This window comes from Sorangium sp. So ce394, assembly GCF_051474665.1.
Lineage (GTDB): Bacteria > Myxococcota_A > Polyangia > Polyangiales > Polyangiaceae > Sorangium > Sorangium cellulosum_D.
Genome location: NZ_CP150339.1, coordinates 6,749,350 through 6,765,476 on the forward strand (window position 1 = coordinate 6,749,350; position 16,127 = coordinate 6,765,476).

Genomic DNA, 16,127 nt, shown 5'->3' on the forward strand with positions numbered 1-16,127 from the left:
GCCGGCGCCCCATGCCGTTCCAGGCCAGCGCCGGCGAGAGGTCTTCGCCGGGGGTGCCGGCGCTGCGCACGAACCGGAGCCCGCCGAGGCCGGTCAGCCCAGGAGGCCGCGCTCGGCCAACCACAGCGTCGCGCCGGCGCGGCTGTAGATGCCGAGCTTGTCGTAGGCGTGGGCGACGTGGTGCTGCACGGTCTTCTCCGAGATGCAAAGGACCAAGGCGATCTCGCGGTTGGTCTTGCCGGCCCCGACGAGCCGCAGGACCTCCAGCTCGCGCCCCGTGAGCGCCTTTCGCGGCCGGAGGAGCCGACCGCACCGGGCGCCGCGCTCGCTGCTCGGCGGAGCGGACGGCACGGGATCGGTGGCGAGCAGGTAGCCGTATGTCGTGCCGTGTCCCCCCGTGAGGCGATGCGTCCAGATCGGGTTGGCGCAATAGATCTCCAGCATCTCCTTCGTGTACCCGACCACGAAGTACTCGAAATACGGATGCCATGCGGGGAGGTCGCGCACGCGAAATTCGATGCCGGAGTCCCTCAGCGTCGCCTCGGAGCGGCTGTCCGTCTCGGCGAAGTACCGGTGCCAGATGTTCTGGGTGGTCGCGACCAGCGAGGAGATGTCGGGATCCTGGACGAAGCGCTGCAGCGGGCCGTCGACGAGCGCCCAGCGCGCCGATTCGGCCCCGAGCTCGAAGAGCGCGTCCTTGCCGTCCGCGTAGAACCGCCGGACGAGCTCGTCGTGGAACGCGAGGAACTCGGGCAGCGGGACGAAGCTGCTCGCGGTGATCGGCCGTTTGAACCAGGGGTTGGCCACCGCCACTTCACGAAAGAAGCCGCGCCACGCTTCCGAGCCGAACCTCCGGCTCACCAAGGTCTTCCGCGTCAGGATTGTGGTTCCGCTGACCTTCATGGAACAGCCGATCGGCTCCTGTCCCTGAGCGACGAGGCCGCGCAGGACGCAGGAAGGCAAAGGATCACCCGCCAGTATGGCCGATCGGGGCGTCAGCGGTCAACACGCGAGCTCGCTCGCTCTGTGGCGGCGCTCTCACGGTGCGACAGATGAATCAGAAGCAGATCATTTCACCGGCGCTGCACGCCAAAAGCGTCGCGCCGTCATCCCATTCGAAGCTCTTCTGCTCGATCTGCCTGCCGGTGCTGCATGGGTCAATCGATGTCCCGAGGAACACGGAACGGCGGGAGGATTACGGCATGACGTGCCGCTTCAGCGCGGGCCAGCCGACCGTGGCGTTGCCGGGCTCGTGGCTGCCTCCCTGCTTCGTGCAGAGCGTCACCTCGACGCCGTCCTGGCAATTGGAGTAGGTCGAGCAGCCCTGCCCGTTCTCGGCCGACGGCGAGCCGGTGCATCCATTGATGTCGGCCCACTTCTCGAACGTCGACTTCGCGCCGAGGAACGTGACGGGCATGCCGCGCACCACCGAGGAGCCTCCACCGGCGTAGGGCACGATGGGATCCGACGTGCCGCGGAACGAGATCACGCTGATGGGACGCGACGGCTCGCAGCCGCCGACGTTCTCCTGCAGGAGATCGAAGGCGGCGGGCGCCACGGCCGCGAACACGTCGGCGGCGTGGCAAGCGAGGTAGTGGGACATCCCGCCGCCCATGGAGAAGCCGACCGCGTAGATGCGCTTGGGGTCGATGCAGGCGGTCTCCTGGACCTGCGCCACCAGCGCCCTGGCGAACGCCACGTCGTCGGTGTCGGCCACGCAGCAGGGCCCCACGTTCCAGGCGCCGCCCGAGGGGCCGGACAGCCCGCTCGGGAAGGCCATGATCACGCCCTCCGGGTCGGTCTGCGCCGGATACGGCGAGCCCGACCGCTCCGACGGGCCTGAGCCGCCGAGCGGGTGGAAATCGACGACGAGCGGCACCGGCTTGCTGCCGTCGTACGTGGCAGGGACATGCAAGACGTAGCTGCGGCTCCGGGAGCCCACCATCACCGTCTTGTTCGAGTCGCCAGCGCTCAACGCGGGCGACGGGCAGGTGACGCTCCCGCCGCCGCCCGTGCCGCTGCCGCTGCCCCCCGCGCCCGCGCCGCCGGTGCCCGCGCCGCCGGTGCCCGCGCCGCCGGTGCCCGCGTCCCCGGCGCCGCCCCCGCCGGTGCCGGTGCCGCCGGCGGCGCCCGTCGTGCCCGCTGACGACGTGGTCGTCGTGTCCCCGGACGCGGCGCTGCCGCCGCTACCGGAGGTGACGCCCGAGCTGGTCGAGCCGCTGGTACCGCCGCCGTCGCCGCCGCCGGTGGTCGTCCCGTCGCTGCCGCTGCCGCAGCCCAAGAGGGCGATGCCGAGCGCTCCTGACAGCAGGATCTGCTTTGGTGAATTGATTCGCTGGTTCATCATGGGTCAGCACCTTCGTTTGCGGTGGATATCGGGACGGTATCCGGTGTTCGGGTCGCGTCCTTGAAGGCTTGAGGCACCGGCCCAGGTCGATAGGGATCGTCGTCCGTCGTCGCGTCACCCGATGCAGGTGCCTGCAACGAGCTCATAGCCGAGACCTCTCCAGCGAGGCATAGGCATACTGGCCTATGCCTCGCTGCGAGACGTCGCTCCCACGCCGGTGGACTGGACGATCCGGGTCAGTCTCGGACTCGATCATCCCCCCAGTCGCACGGATGGGGACCGAGCTCCGCGTGCGTCCTACAACCCGAAGCTGTTGATGTAGTCAGCGCAGGTTTGATCGAGGTTGCGGCAGTCCTGCGGGGCCCGCTGGCCGGAGCAGAAGCTCTTGATCTCGTCGAGCCCCTGGCACTCCTCGTTCGCGGTATTGGCGCAGCAGCTCGGCGGGTACGTGTCTTCGCACCGGCTGCAGGCGAAGCAGACCCGGATGGGGTAGGACCACTCGGCGGTCTCGATCTCCTCGCCGCCAAGCGTCCTGCCTCGCAACACCACCGTCGCCAAGACCTGGACGTCGCGGCGGAGACTCGCGGCCCTGCCGCGCAGCGTGTCCATCGTGGCGCCGTCGATCAGGAGGACCTCGGTGCAGTTGTAGCCGGCGTCGTCGCTCGTCCCGGGATCGACGAATCCCGTGATCGGAACCACGTACCCATCCGTCACGGGGTTGCCCTCGAGGTCGTCCACGCGGACCTCGGCCTCGTACAGCTGGACGCGCGACGTCCCGGTGGAGAGCGCTTCCGAGTCGCCGCGCTGCATGATCTGGTTGCCCACCAGGAGCGTTGCGCTGTGGCTGCCCGCGTACGCGGCGTCAACCGCATCCTCGGTCCAAAACGGTTCGTCGGGAGCGCAGGCCACGGTGCAGTCCCCGGTCCGCGCTATGCGCATGCGGACGAACAGGTCGCCCATGGGCTTGTACTCTCCCCAGTCCGCTCCGAGGATGTCCGCGCACCCGGCGCCGACAACGACCATTCCAACCGCACCGATCCTCCTCGCCCTCGACCACCTGTCGCCCATCGCCGATGCAGCGTCGCGCTGTTCGTTCTCCGCTGTCAAGCGGGCCGCCTGCGAAACGACGCCTCGTGCGGCGGCGCCGCGGCATTCAATCACCGGCAGAGATCGTCCGTGACGCGTCGCCCCTCAACCCACGTGGCCGCTGCGCGCCATCAAGGCGGCCGTCCATCGAGCTCCACGCGCCGCTGGTCCGCGCCGAGCTCGCTGGCCGACCGCTCTCGAAGCCGCCCGCCTCTTGTGCTCGGCAGCACCGCCGGGCTACGCTCGCCCTCCGCCATGCAGCAGCAGCCCGCCGTCCGCCGGCCCGGCGTCCCCGTTCCCGGCGATGTTGTCGAGGGCAAGTTCCGTGTCGAGCGCGTCCTCGGCGCCGGCGGCATGGGTGTGGTCCTCGCTGCCTGGCACCTCGCCCTGGAGCGCCGCGTCGCCATCAAATTCCTGCTCCCCGAGGCGGCCGAGCTCCCGGACGCGGGCGCCCGCTTCCTCCGCGAGGCCCGCGCCGCCGCTGCCCTCGATGGACCGCACGTCGCGCGCGTCCTCGACGTCGGCACGCTCGACACCGGCGCGGCCTATATGGTGCTCGAGTACCTGACCGGTGAAGACCTCGCCGACGTGCTCGAGACCCGCGGCCTGCTGTCGCTGACCGAAGCCGCTGACCACCTCCTCGAGGCCTGCGAGGCGCTCGCCGAGGCTCACGTGCGCGGAATCATCCACCGCGATCTCAAGCCGAACAACCTCTTCGTCACCCGCCGCCCCGACGGAACCCCCCTCCTCAAGGTGCTCGACTTCGGCCTGTCGAAATTCATCGGCGTGGGCGACTCCGTCAAGGAGGCGAGCCTGACCGCGACTGACCGTATCATGGGCTCCATCCATTACATGTCGCCCGAGCAGATCCGCAGCCTGAAGTACACGGACGTGCGGACGGACATATGGGCGCTCGGCGTGATCCTGTACCGCATGCTCTCGGGGCGGCACCCCTTCGAGGGCGAAACCATGACCGCGGTCACGGCGGCGATCATGATGGACACGCCCACGTCCCTTCTGGCGCTGCACCCGGACCTCCCGCCGGCCGTCGCTGCGCTCGTGGACAAGTGCCTCACGAAAGATCCCGCCGCTCGCGTCCAGAACGTGGCCGAAGTCGCCCGGGTGCTCGCGCCTTTCGCGACCCAGCGCGGGAGGCTGTCGTTCGAGAGCATCGACCGTCTCCTGCCGGACCTCGCCTCGCGCGCCGGCTCCTCGCCGGGGGTGGACGCGCCCGTCGCGGCGCGCTGCCTGCTCGCCACGCCCTCGTGGGAAGCAGGAGCGCACGACGCGACGACCGCGCCCATGCCGGAGGGCCCAGGCCCGATGTCGTCGCCCGGCAGCGAGGCGACGGAGACGGCGCACGAGATATCGCCTCTCGCGTCCCCGGGCAACACCACACCGGCCCGCGCGCGACGGAATCGCGTCGCGCTGATCGCCTGCGCCGCGGGTGGGCTCGTCTTGAGCGGGCTCGTCGTCGCGTCACGGCTCACGACGAGCGGGCCGGTGGACAGCGGTGGCCCCGTGGGATCGAGCACGACGTCCGAGCCCGCGCCTGCACCGACCGGCACGGACAGCCCGATGGGGCTCGCGTCGCCCCCCGTCGCCATCGCCGACCACGCAACCGCCACGCCATCCCCGAGCCGAGCGCTCGTCACGAGCGCACCTGCCGCGGTCAGCGCGATCCCGGCGGCGCCTCCGGCGACGCGAGCGGCGGGGACGCCAGGGGCAAGCGCCGCAAGGGCACCAAGGCCCACGCCGCGACCGACGGCCGACCCCAAAAAACCGCCCGTGGACCCAGGGAAGTCATGGGATTGACCAAACGATCAGCGTATCCCGCAGCGTGGCGTTGCGTCCTGCCGCTCGCGCTCCTCTGCGCGATGAGCCATGTGGCGGCCGCGCAGCCGACGAGCTCGAAAGCCGAGGCGCAGGCGCTCTTCGAGCAAGGCCGTGCGGCCTTGGAGGCGGGGGACTGCGCCCGCGCGGTTCCGCTCTTCCGCGAGAGCCTGTCCACATTCCCCGCGCGTGGTCCCCTCTTCAACCTCGCGCAATGCGAGTCGAAGCTCGGAAAAGTGGCGAGCGCGTGGCAGCACCTCAAGCAGCTGCTGCCACAACTGGAGCCCAACGACTTCCGTCTTGCCAGCACCAGGCAGCAGATCGAGCAGCTCGAGCCGCGCGTTCCCAAACTCGTGATCGAGCTCGACCAGGGCGCGCCAGCACCTTCGGAGGTGCTCCTGGATGGAGCCGCGCTTCCGCAAGCCAGCCTTGGCAGCGAGCTCCCGCTCGACCCCGGAACCCACGCTGTCGTCGCCCAATGGACCGACGGCAGGCAGACCGAAGCGCCAGTGACCCTCGCGGAGGGCGCGCGCCAAATCTTGCGTCTCGCGCCGCCTCCAGTCGACGCCGCGCCGCCTCCGGCGGTCGCCGCGCCGCGCCCGGTCCGTGTGTCCGAAGCCCCCAAGGCCGCCTCGCCCCCTCCGGTCGTCAGCGCGCCGTCCGCCCCCGCCTCCGGCACGCAACGGACGGTCGCCTTCGTCGTTGGCGGCGTCGGTACTGCGGCTCTGGTCGGAAGCCTCGTCGCGGGCGGGCTCGCGCTCAAAGCGAAGTTGGATCTCGAGGAAGAGTGCCCGAATCCATTGAGTTGCAACGAGGACGGCATGAGCGCTCAGTCTCAAGGTCAGACGCTCACCGCCACGGGTACCGTGCTCGGCGCCATCGGCCTCGCTGGCATTGGCGCTGGCCTGGTGCTCCTCCTGACGTCACCTCAGCAGGGCGCGACCGTCGCCCTCACGCCCGCGGTCCTGCCAGGCGGCGGCGGGGCGCTGCTGCGCAGTAGATTTTAGCCCTGTTTTCGCCCAGAGCGCCTGCTCAAGTCCACCACGGCTGCAACGGAGCTCGTGGCGACTGGCGGCGGCACCAGCCGCGACAGAAACTTACATCAACCCAGGGAGCTTGCAGGCCGCTGGTCGCTCTCGCGCTCGCCGCGGCAAGGCGCTGAGCCCCGCCGCGTCCGTCCGGCGGAGTTCCCGAACACTCGAGTGCTTCAGGGGCGGAATTCCGCATTGGTGCTCGCGGAATGTCCACCCGCGCGTCGGTCGCAAGACTGCGGCCAGACGCTCGATGCCCGATTGCTGCTCTGCCTCGTCCGAGCGCTCGGATTCCGTTGACAGGGGCAGTCGTGCTCGCTCTCCTCATTGGTTGTGACAGAGAACACCGCAGACGCAGCGAACGTCTTTCTCTTCCACATCGACCCGGAGGCGAGCGTCAATCCGGCGGAACTCCAGCGGATTCTGCTGGCCGAAGCCGCCGCGTTCAGCGTCGCCTCCCGGCCGACGATCCACCCCGCGCTCCTCGCGCACCGCATCCTGCGCGGCACGGACGGCCGCCTCCTCTGGGAGATCGCCCTCACCGGGCTCGAGTCGCCCGACGACGACGCGCCCAGAGAGAGCCTCTGCGAAGCGCTCCTCGGCGAGGTGCGCGAACGCCTCGAGGGGCTCGGGAGAGTCGAAACCTTCGCGGGCTACACGGATCTCGTGTTCCCCGGGCCCGGGCTCGGCTTCTGCCGCGCGCCGCTGGAGGCGAGCAGGTCCTCCGGCTTCTCGGCCGGGCTCGCCCAGGCGAGCGCGCCCCTCCTCGGGTGGGAAGACTACGCGACGGACGCGGGCACGGCCGTGGCCGGGGCGGAGCTGCCCGAGGATCTCCTCGCGGAGATCGAGCAGAGCCGCGGCGAGGCGCCCGCGGAGCCGGGCCTCAAGCCGGTTCGCCAAGGGCACATGTACACCGGGGCCAGCGACAAGGCGCACCTCGCCTACCTCCACGATTACCTCGAGTCCCGCGCCGCGGCGTCGAGCTCCAGCGACCGCCGCAAGGTCATCGCGTTCCGCGCCTTCCAGGCGCGCGAGGGCAGCACCGCGGCCATCAACACCTACGACAACCAGATCGTCACCTGGGGGACCGGCTGGGGCGGCCTCGGGATGCTGGGCAAGGTCATGGCGCGCGCGGCGGCGAACGAGGCGCTCCGCGAGCGGCTCGGCCGCGCGGGCCTGCGCTACCGCGACAAGAACGTCTACGATGTCGTCGACCTCCGGGCGAAGCGGGTGATCACCGGGCGGAAAGAGGCGCTCGAGACGCTCCGCAGCTCGGTCCCGCTGCTCCGGGTGCTCATCCACGCGGCGCGCGATCCGCGCACGCGCGACGCCGTCACCGAGGCGCAGCTCGTCACGTTCATGGAGACGTCGGCGCACATCGCCGGGGCCGACGGCATCGCCACGCAGGCCCTGTTCAACTGGATCGCCCACCTCAAGCACTGGGCCCCGGCGTACGTCGACGGCTGCCTCGACTGGGCGCTGCCCCAGGCCGACGGCGGCGCCGCGTCGGTCGAGCGCGACCAGCGCCTCGCCGTGCTCGTGGGTCGTTATTTCTACGGCAGGGCCCGGAAGTTCAAATGGATCCCCGACTGGAGGCAATTCCAGCTCTACTGCGAGCACATGAAGGCCGACGGCCTGGATTGCACGAGCGATCCGTTCTTCCGGGCGGCGGCGTCGCCGTCGAGCGATCCGTTCGCCGAGCGTCCGGCGCCGCGGCCCGGCAGGCCGGCCAAGCCGCAGATCCTGAAGAACGCGCCGCTCGCCGGCGAGCCGGCGCTCGAGCGCGTCGCGCGGGGCGAGGGGTCGCTCCGCAAGCGGGCCAGCGGGCCCGAGATCAAGGCCCTGCAGGAGGCGCTGCTCGCGGTCGGGATCCAGCTCCGAGGCGGCGTCGACGGCGTCTTCGGCGATCGCGTGGAGGAGGCCGTGAGGGCGTTCCAGGCCGAGCGCGGGCTCCTCGTGGACGGGGTCGCGGGGCAAGCCACCTTGAAGGCGCTCGACGCGAGGCTCGGCGCGGTGAGGGGCTGATCGGGGCGGCTCGCGCCAACCCGATCGAGAGGAGACCACACGATGGCGGGGTTTTCATCGACGACGCCGGTCACGGGGCGAGCCTCGAGGTGACCGGCGCGCGCGGCGAAGTCCCCCTGGCGCGCTCGCTCAGACCTCCTCGGCGCCGTGGAGCACGGCCACCCGTCCGTCCTGCTGCCGGCCGAGCTCGGCGCGGTACCGCAGCCGGCTTCTCCAATCGATGTACTCGAGGCGAAGGCGCCGCGTCGAAGGCCCTTGCCCCGGATCGAGGTGAAGCATGCAAAAGCCGTTGTTGCCGATCTCGGGACGGAGCTTGTACCCATGATAGCGCGACTGCGACTCGAGGAAGAGCGGGGTCGCGGGGCACGGCGCGGCGTACAAATCCTTGTCGAGCCCGTACTCGGAGAGTCGATAGGGATAGCCGCCGTGCCCGATGCAGCTCGAGACCGGCAGCTCCGGGGTCATGTCGAAGAGACCACAGTAATGCGTGTTGCCCCACATCCAGAGATCCACGGCCGGCAGGTACGGCTTCAGGTGCTCGTACATCCTGGTGAGGTCCATCGATCCATACTGGAACGGCTCGTTCGCTGACAGCAGCACGTTGATACACCCGCGCTGACGTCCGTCCTGCAGGATCTGCGAGAGCCACGAGCGGAGCCGGGCGTCGGCGTACGTCATGTGGCCGAAGTAGTCGGTCTCGATCCCGATGATCTGGAACGCGTCCCCGAAGCGCAGGCAGAAATAGCTCCCCTGCTGGACCTGGGGCGCGCCCAGGCCCATGCGGTAGTCGAGGTAGCTGAAGTACGGGTACGCCTTGGAGAACATCTCGTGGTTGGAGCTCAGCATCATCACGTTCGTGCGCGCCAGCATGTCCTCGAACTCGGGCGCGACGAAGGCCGCGAACTCCGCCGATGTGCCGGCGTAATAGACGTCGCCCAGGTAGAGGAGGTGGTCGGGCGCGAGCCTCCGGATGTGCTTGGCGATGTAACGCGAGTGCGGGAGCCCGTTGCCGAAGTCGGCGAGCAGGGCGAGGCTGGTCTTCGCCACCGGCATGTCGTACACGAACGACCGCTCCTTCGACGCGTCGTGGTACCGGAAGGGCGCCTTGGGTTTGAGGCTGTTCGCGGCCTTCGACGCGACGAAGGCGAGCGCGTACATGGCGCCGTCCGCGACCGTCTCGAACTTCTCTTCCATCGGGAGGATGGGCAGCCAGGTGGAATCGTACCCAAGAAAACCGAAACCGTCGGGCATGCCGACGGTCTGCACGGACGCGGCGGCCGCCCTGAGCACGCCGTCGGGCTGCATGGGCACCGCGGCCGCCCTGAGCACGCCGTCGGGCATACCGAAGGCCTGCACCGGCGCCGCGGCCGCCCTGAGCAGGCCGTCGGACATGCCGAAGGCCTGCACGGGCGCGGCGGCCGCCCTGAGCAGCGGCTCCGCCGTGGTCGACGGCTCCAGGAGCGCCCGCGCCCGGTCGAGCGCGCCCCGGAGCTCCCCCTCGGTCAGCCTGGCGTCCCACAGGCTCCTCGCCTCTGCCAGGATCGGGCCGGGATCGTCGCGGAGGCGCTCCTCGAGCCACGCGACGTGCTCGGGCTCGACGCGCCCGATGTCCGCGTCGGCGCTCGCGTCGAACGCGTAGTCCTTGGCGGGCGGTCGGTCCGATCTCGGGCTGCCTTGCCCTCTCGGAGCGTCCTCTGGCGGGAGCACCTGCTCGGTCGCGCGGGGGTGGGCGTGTGTCGACGCGGTCGGATGTCCGAGCGCGCGCAGGAGCGATGGCTTCACGGTGTGTCCCTCATTCCTTCCAAAGACGGTGGTCTCGACGCGCGCTGGGCGATCCCGCGAGGTGCCGCGCTCACGTCGCGCGCGGATACATCTGCTTGATGAACTCGATGTCGGTCTCCGACAGCGTGCTGTTGCCCGGACGCGGCTTCCGGTCGCGCGTGTGCTCCTTCGGGATCGCGTACAGCATGATCGAGCGCGGATCGAACGTCGAGAACTGCGTGACGTTCCTCGAGTACCTCTGGAAGAGGTTGCTGTCGACGTCGGCGCGCTTCCAGTGGTTCGGCGGCCCCATGTAGTACCTGTAGACGGCCTCCGTGTCCCACGGGATGCCGGCGTCGGGGTTCTGATGCTCGTGGATGCACCCGAGCGCGTGTCCGAACTCGTGCAGCACGACCCGCGAGCACTCCTCGTCGGGCGTCGACGGCGTGAGCCAGCCCAGGTTCATCGTCGGCTTGTCCCGGCGGATGCTCAGGCAATCTCGGCCGATGTAGGACCACGAGCCCTCGCCGCGCATGAACGCGATGCGGATCTGGGCGCTCGGGCCATCGTCGAAATCGAACGTGAGGTTCGCGTGCCGGGTCCAGAGCTCGGCGACCTCGCGGACCCGCCGCTGCACCTCGCGCTCGCCGCCCATGAACGCGATGCGCAGCGTCTGCCCGGGGGCCCACCGCTTGCCTTTCAGCACGGCGATGCGCGCCGGGTTGCCCGGGTCCCCGGCGTATACGGAATCGAGCGACTCCGCCCGTTCCCCCTGCGCCGCGCCCGAGCGGGCCAGATCGTCGTCCACGGGCGGGAACACGTCCACGCAGACGCGGGTCTCCTCGTCGATCTCCGGACCACCGGTCGTTTCCGATTCACTCATCGCTTCCTCCCTGGTTGATGACGTCTCCGCGTCGGCGGCAGGGCGCTTCATGCGCCGCTGCCGAAGACGAACCTCGCGTTCGGGTGCGCGTAGACGCAGTACGCGAGGTGCGTGGGATCGCCGTCCTTCTTGGCCGCGCGCCGCGCCTCGCGGACCGCCTTGCCGACGGGGGCGCCGTTCGCCAGCTCGCGGTACAGCGCCTCGCAGAAGGCGTAGGCGCGGTCGTCGCTCACCAGCCAGAGGGGCGCCAGGAACAGGCCGGCGCCGGCGGAGATGAGGCGGTTCGCCCACCCGCCGATGCCCACGAGCGACCACGCGCCCTGACCCAGCTCGCACGCGTTGAACACGAACGCCGGGCGCGCGGCGCCGAGGTGCGATTCGATGTCGGGGCCGTTGATGGCGCGCGGGCTCAGCGGCTCTCCCCCTTCCAGCCAGAGGGCCGTGATCGCGTCGGGCGCGCTGGTCGAGAAGTTGCCGTGCGTCGCCGCGTGGATCAGCCCATAGCCGCCGTTCTTCAGCAGCGCCTTGACCTCCTTCGCCGTGGCGTATTTGGGGCTCCTGTCCTGCAGCTTCCTGTCCTGGCCCAGGAGCCTGGCGAGGAACTCCTTCTCCTTCGGCGCGCTGGGGAGGTTGGAGTCCGTCGGCACGAGCAGCGCGAACGCCTCGACGCGGAGCGCCGCCGCCGGGCCCTCGTGGCCGCCCCCTTGCTCGTTCCGCCGGAGCCAGCGGGTCAGCGACATGCTGAGGCACCAGGGCTCCTCATCGTGCCAGCGCTCCGGCTCGGTCCCGTACGGCCAGACCAGCTCCCACGGGATGAACGGCTCATCCGACAGGATGATCATGCTGCTGTCGCGCCACGCCTTGCGCTCCGCGGCGTACATTCGACGGAAGTCCTCCGGGAACAGCGCCTTCCACAGCTCGAAGCCCATGTCGCGGATCTTCATGTCCACGTCCTCGCGGTCGATGGCGAGCCGCGGCCTGCCGAGGGCGTCGACGGTGGGATCCTTCCCGGCGCGGAGCAGGTTCAGCTCCCGGTACAGCGACGTCGTGAAGTCCTCGGGCGAGGAGGAGAGCGGGACGCGCGTGAACGTCCTGCCCACCTCGCCCTTCCGGATCAGCGTGAAGGTGAGCGCGCCGCCGGCCGGCGAGCGCTCGTAGGCGATATACAGCATCCGCTCGGGAGCCTCGGCGAGCGAGGCGCTCGAGGTGCGGACCGCGCCGCTCCCATAGGCGGTGTCCGAGGTGGCCACGGGCATCGCGGTGACCTCCACCTGGACGGCGGCGGACCCGACGGGGTTGCCCGACTGGAGGAAGTCGAGGAGGAGGGCGCGCTCGCCGAGCGCCGTGGGCTTGAGGAAGAACACGACCGGATCGCTGTCGCCGCTCGCGGGGATGCGGATCTCCTGCTCCAGCGGCGAGAGCACATCGAAGGAAGGGGCGCTCAGGCGCACGCGCACGGGCTCGGACGGCCTCAGCGGCACCGGACCGGTGCGGCTGGCGACGCTGAGGCTGGATGGAGCCACCGTGAGGCGCACGACCAGGCTGAAGCGCTCCGCGCCGAGCCACATCCGGCGCGGGCACGCGACATCGACATGGCGCAGCACGGTCGGCGCGTCGACCGGCGGCGGCGCCTCGGCCGGGGGCGACGCATCGCGCGGGACCGCCGCCTCGGCGGGCGGCAGCGCCTCGGCCGGGGACCATACCTCGAAGGGGGACGGCGCCTCGGCCGGGCGCGACGCGCCGGCCGGCCGCGCAGCCGGGAGCGGCAGGGGCGACGCCGCGCCGAAATCGCGCGCGCTCGTCGGATTCGCCCCGGGCGCCGGCTGCCGTCGGGCCGAGAGCAGCCCGTCGCCGCCGAAGGGGATGTCCAAGAGGTCTGAGCCGCCTCGCTCGACGGCGTCGAAGCTCTCCAGGAACCGGGAGCGCCTCGGCTCGGGCTGGCTCGCGCCGGCGCCCCGCGCCTCCCGGGTCGATTCGAAGTAGTGCGCCGCGGCGGGGGCGGCCTGCGCGCTCACGAACGCCGCGCCGCCGCCGGGGAGGACGCCCCCGGCGATCGCAGCCCGTGCGGCCTTCAAGGCGTCCTGCAAGCGCCGCCTGCGCGCCGCGCTCTCGACCTCCGTGGCGCCGCCGACCTGGAGCAACGCCGCCCGCTGCGGGGGCACATCGGCGAGAGCGGCGCCGGAGCCCACGTCGACCTGGAGGAGCGTGCGGCCTCGCTCGACGTGGACCCGAAACGCGCTCCCGAGCTCGACGGGCTCCCCGCGTTCGAACAGGCGCTTCGCCCTCTCCGTGTGCACGCTCGTCCAGGTCAAGGCGGCGACGCGATCGAGCAGCGCGTCGCCCTGACCGGCAGGGATCGCCACCACGGCGCAGCGGCGGGCCCCGCGACGGTGCTCGTGGACGAGCGCCTCGATCGCGTCGCTGCCGAGCCCCTCGGCGACGAGGAGCAGGGCCCGCGACGGCGGCGCGGTGACCTGGAGCCACCCGGGGAACAGGCGCTGCTCGGCGTCTCCCTCCACCTTCATGACGAGCACGGAGCACGCCTCCAGCGTGCATGACATCCGCTCCGCGTCGGTCGCGAACGCGGGAGAGGCATGGCCGAAATGGAAGTCCATCTCCGCGAGCATGCGGAGCGCCAGGCCGCCTCCCTCCTTCGGCTCGATCAGGATCTGCCCGTCGCCCGCCCAGCCGATCGCCTCCGCGAGGGCGGCGCTGGCCTCCTGGTCGCCCTTCAAGCACGTGGCACAGATCCGACCGATCTCGTTTGATGTCATGGTACAGAGACGATCCTACGTCATTGCCTCTGGGCCGTGAAGCCGCCCGCCTCGATGCGCGGCGATGCGCGGCGATGCGCGGCGATGCGCGGATAAGCCATTGATCTATATCGCTTTTCAAGGAGGCGGCCGGCTGGCGTTACAGCGCGCCATGGATCGCGCAACTTAAGCCTTGAAATGCGTGCGGCCGGGCGCGACGATGCCCGGTCGTGAGCCCTCCCGCCAGCGCAGCGCACTTTCTCGACGACTTCAATTACATCCACCCCGAAGCCGTCGAGCTGCGCAGCCTGCTCGCCAAGGCGTACAGCCGCAAGCAGGACATCCCCGTGATCCTCGAGCGCGCCGGGCTCGAACCCAGCTACATCGATCTGGAGCAGGCGCCCATTTACGTCTGGCAGGACGCCCTGCGACAGGCGTCCGACGCTTTGCTGCTCCGTCCATTGCTGGATCTCGTCCTCGCCGACAGGGATCGCAAGAAGTACCACGACCGCATCAAAGAGCTCATGGAGCCGGCGCCCGTCGTCGAGGCGCCGGCCGCCGGCGCGCCCGGCGTGCCCAGCCTCGCCGGGCCCGACCCGGATTCGGGCGACGTCGAGCGGATCCTCGGCAGCGCGAGCAGCCTCATCGACATGGGCCAGCTCGCGGGCGCCTTCCGCGTGTCTCCGGCGGTGGCCCGCCTCGAGGTCCACGCCGGAGGGCAGCGGTTTTACGGCACAGGCTTCCTCCTGGACGCGCCGGGCGAGCCTCTCCTGCTCACCAACCATCACGTGCTCTTCGACCTCGGCGCCGGCGGACGGCCGGTGTCCCGCGTGGACGCGTGGTTCTCGTACGAGACGGGGCCGGACGGCGCGCCCAGGCAGCCGCGCGTGGTCCCCGGCGACCCGTCGACGATCGTGGGCTCGGCCGAGCACGACTGGGCCGCCGTGCGCCTCGCCTCGCCGCTGCCCGAGGGCTACCCGCGGCTCGCCCTGCGCCCTTCTCGGCCGCTTTCGGAGAACGACCCGGTCTTCATCATCCAGCACCCGCGCGGCCTGGTGAAGCACATCGGCCTCACGCGCAACCAGGTGCAGTATGTCGATGACAGCGTCGTGCAGTACCTGACGGACACCGACGGCGGCTCGTCGGGATCTCCCGTGTTCAACGACCGGTGGGAGGTCGCCGCGCTGCACCACCGCTGGGTGGAGATCCCCCAGCAGAACGGGCGGCCGCCGGCGTACCGCAATCAGGGCATCCGCATCGAGCGGGTGCGCGAAGGGCTCGTCCAGGCCGGCCTGCTCCCGGCCTGATCGCGCCCCCGGAGAGAGCTGAACCGAGATGCCGGCTCCCGTACCGATGGCCTACGATCGCGCCGCGCTCGTCCGCGCGCTCTCGGCCGCATACAACGGCATGGAGCAGAAGCGCGAGGCCCTCCTCCTCTGCGAGCGGGCGGGGGTCGACCTCTTCAGCATCAACCACGATCAGTCGGTACAAGGCATCTTCGACGAGGTCACCCGCGTCCACGCGGCGAAGATCCCGAAGCTCGTGGAGTGCGCGCTCGAGGACGCGCGCAAGGCGAGGCACCACGCGGCCATCCGGGCCGCCTGCAAGCCCAAGGCCTCGGCCCTCCCGCGGCACCCCGCGGCCAACGCGTACCTGCGGCTCGATCGCCACGACATCTGGAGCGACCTCCAGAGCCGCAGCGCCAATGACCCGCGCGCCCACGCCCTCTTGCTCTGCGGCGCGCCCGAGGACGGCCATCAGTACTTCCTGGATCGCGTCCGCGCCTTCAAGGACGACCTCGGCGCCGAGGTGCTCACGATGAGCCCCACCGTGTTCAACGTGCGTGACGCCCGCAAGGCGCTCCTCGCCCTCCGGGACGTCCTCGCGCTCGAGCTCGGCGAGGACGTCGAGGTGGACGCGCTGCCCGACGCGATCGCGCGCCTCACCCAGGACAGGAGCCTGATCCTCATCTACCCGATGCACCCGGAGGCGCTGGACGCGGCCCACGCGCGGTGGCTCAAGGATCATCACACCGAGGCGATCCCCGAGCTCTACCGGCAAGCGGTCGATCGACGCGGGGGCGCCGGCGGGGGCGCCCTCATCACCCTGCAGCCGATCGTGTGGAAGCCGAGCCTCTGGGACTGGATCGGGGCCCTCTCGGCCCACAGGGTGACCCACGGCGCGCTCGCGCCGATCGAGCACCGGGCGATGCGGCACGAGCTCAAGCGGATCGAGAGGAGCGATATCGAGATGTTCTTCCGCGAGCTGTATCCAGGCGACCCGCGGGCGATCGACGCCGGCACGCGGCGCGGCCTCGAGCTCCACGAGGCCAGCAAGGATACGCAGCGCTTCTTCGCCGGGCTCCAGGAGCTCCTGTCCGCCGCCGACGCGGCGCAGCGCTAGGACGT

General features: G+C 70.7%; 11 protein-coding genes. 5 read left to right on the forward strand and 6 right to left on the reverse strand.

Annotation, left to right across the window (positions count from 1 at the left end; all coding sequences use genetic code 11):
- Window positions 1–93 precede the first annotated feature (93 nt).
- The 3 genes from WMF33_RS24715 to WMF33_RS24725 all read right to left on the reverse strand — a co-directional run bounded on the left by WMF33_RS24715 (window position 94) and on the right by WMF33_RS24725 (window position 3,370).
- Window positions 94–861 carry a response regulator transcription factor gene (locus WMF33_RS24715; protein ID WP_437339422.1) on the reverse strand — a complete coding sequence of 256 codons (768 nt, stop codon included), beginning with the start codon at window positions 859–861 and terminating at the stop codon, window positions 94–96.
- A 334-nt stretch (window positions 862–1,195) separates the two neighbouring features.
- Window positions 1,196–2,347 carry an alpha/beta hydrolase family esterase gene (locus WMF33_RS24720; RefSeq protein WP_437339423.1) on the reverse strand — a complete coding sequence of 384 codons (1,152 nt, stop codon included), beginning with the start codon at window positions 2,345–2,347 and terminating at the stop codon, window positions 1,196–1,198.
- Between the two features lie 297 nt (window positions 2,348–2,644).
- Entirely contained in the window at window positions 2,645–3,370 is a 726-nt protein-coding gene (locus tag WMF33_RS24725) for a hypothetical protein (protein ID WP_437339424.1), read from the reverse strand.
- A 318-nt stretch (window positions 3,371–3,688) separates the two neighbouring features.
- Here WMF33_RS24725 and WMF33_RS24730 point away from each other — a divergent pair, with 318 nt between their 5' ends.
- From WMF33_RS24730 to WMF33_RS24740, 3 genes are all read left to right on the forward strand, one after another.
- Window positions 3,689–5,248: a protein kinase domain-containing protein gene (locus WMF33_RS24730; RefSeq protein ID WP_437339425.1), complete on the forward strand. Its 1,560-nt coding sequence runs from the start codon at window positions 3,689–3,691 to the stop codon at window positions 5,246–5,248.
- Window positions 5,239–6,273: a tetratricopeptide repeat protein gene (locus WMF33_RS24735; protein ID WP_437339426.1), complete on the forward strand. Its 1,035-nt coding sequence runs from the start codon at window positions 5,239–5,241 to the stop codon at window positions 6,271–6,273. Before WMF33_RS24730 ends, WMF33_RS24735 begins: the two co-directional genes overlap by 10 nt.
- Window positions 6,274–6,630: 357 nt before the next feature.
- Window positions 6,631–8,322, forward strand: coding sequence for a peptidoglycan-binding domain-containing protein (locus WMF33_RS24740; RefSeq protein ID WP_437339427.1), 1,692 nt, complete (start codon window positions 6,631–6,633; stop codon window positions 8,320–8,322).
- 129 nt (window positions 8,323–8,451) lie between these two features.
- Here the strand turns inward: WMF33_RS24740 and WMF33_RS24745 are convergent, their stop codons facing one another.
- The 3 genes from WMF33_RS24745 to WMF33_RS24755 form a co-directional block, all read right to left on the reverse strand.
- Window positions 8,452–10,104 (reverse strand): hypothetical protein, encoded by a 1,653-nt coding sequence (locus tag WMF33_RS24745; protein ID WP_437339428.1) that lies wholly within the window; start codon window positions 10,102–10,104, stop codon window positions 8,452–8,454.
- A gap of 70 nt (window positions 10,105–10,174) precedes the next feature.
- Window positions 10,175–10,966, reverse strand: coding sequence for a M12 family metallopeptidase (locus tag WMF33_RS24750; protein WP_437339429.1), 792 nt, complete (start codon window positions 10,964–10,966; stop codon window positions 10,175–10,177).
- Window positions 10,967–11,013: 47 nt separating this feature from the next.
- Window positions 11,014–13,740: a CHAT domain-containing protein gene (locus tag WMF33_RS24755; RefSeq protein ID WP_437339430.1), complete on the reverse strand. Its 2,727-nt coding sequence runs from the start codon at window positions 13,738–13,740 to the stop codon at window positions 11,014–11,016.
- Window positions 13,741–13,949: 209 nt separating this feature from the next.
- On the opposite strand from WMF33_RS24755, the gene WMF33_RS24760 reads away from it, so the two are divergent.
- Window positions 13,950–15,026 (forward strand): trypsin-like serine peptidase, encoded by a 1,077-nt coding sequence (locus WMF33_RS24760; RefSeq protein WP_437339431.1) that lies wholly within the window; start codon window positions 13,950–13,952, stop codon window positions 15,024–15,026.
- Between the two features lie 28 nt (window positions 15,027–15,054).
- On the forward strand, window positions 15,055–16,122 hold the full coding sequence (locus tag WMF33_RS24765; protein WP_437339432.1) for a hypothetical protein: 1,068 nt from the start codon (window positions 15,055–15,057) through the stop codon (window positions 16,120–16,122).
- Window positions 16,123–16,127: the final 5 nt, after the last annotated feature.

What these genes read in the sequence shown, in the direction of transcription:
- WMF33_RS24750 (WP_437339429.1), bottom strand. Translation starts at nt 10,966, where the DNA reads ATGAGTGAATCGGAAACGACCGGTGGTCCGGAGATCGACGAGGAGACC.
- WMF33_RS24765 (WP_437339432.1), top strand. Translation starts at nt 15,055, where the DNA reads ATGCCGGCTCCCGTACCGATGGCCTACGATCGCGCCGCGCTCGTCCGC.
- WMF33_RS24720 (WP_437339423.1), bottom strand. Translation starts at nt 2,347, where the DNA reads ATGATGAACCAGCGAATCAATTCACCAAAGCAGATCCTGCTGTCAGGA.
- WMF33_RS24755 (WP_437339430.1), bottom strand. Translation starts at nt 13,740, where the DNA reads ATGACATCAAACGAGATCGGTCGGATCTGTGCCACGTGCTTGAAGGGC.
- WMF33_RS24730 (WP_437339425.1), top strand. Translation starts at nt 3,689, where the DNA reads ATGCAGCAGCAGCCCGCCGTCCGCCGGCCCGGCGTCCCCGTTCCCGGC.
- WMF33_RS24725 (WP_437339424.1), bottom strand. Translation starts at nt 3,370, where the DNA reads ATGGTCGTTGTCGGCGCCGGGTGCGCGGACATCCTCGGAGCGGACTGG.
- WMF33_RS24735 (WP_437339426.1), top strand. Translation starts at nt 5,239, where the DNA reads ATGGGATTGACCAAACGATCAGCGTATCCCGCAGCGTGGCGTTGCGTC.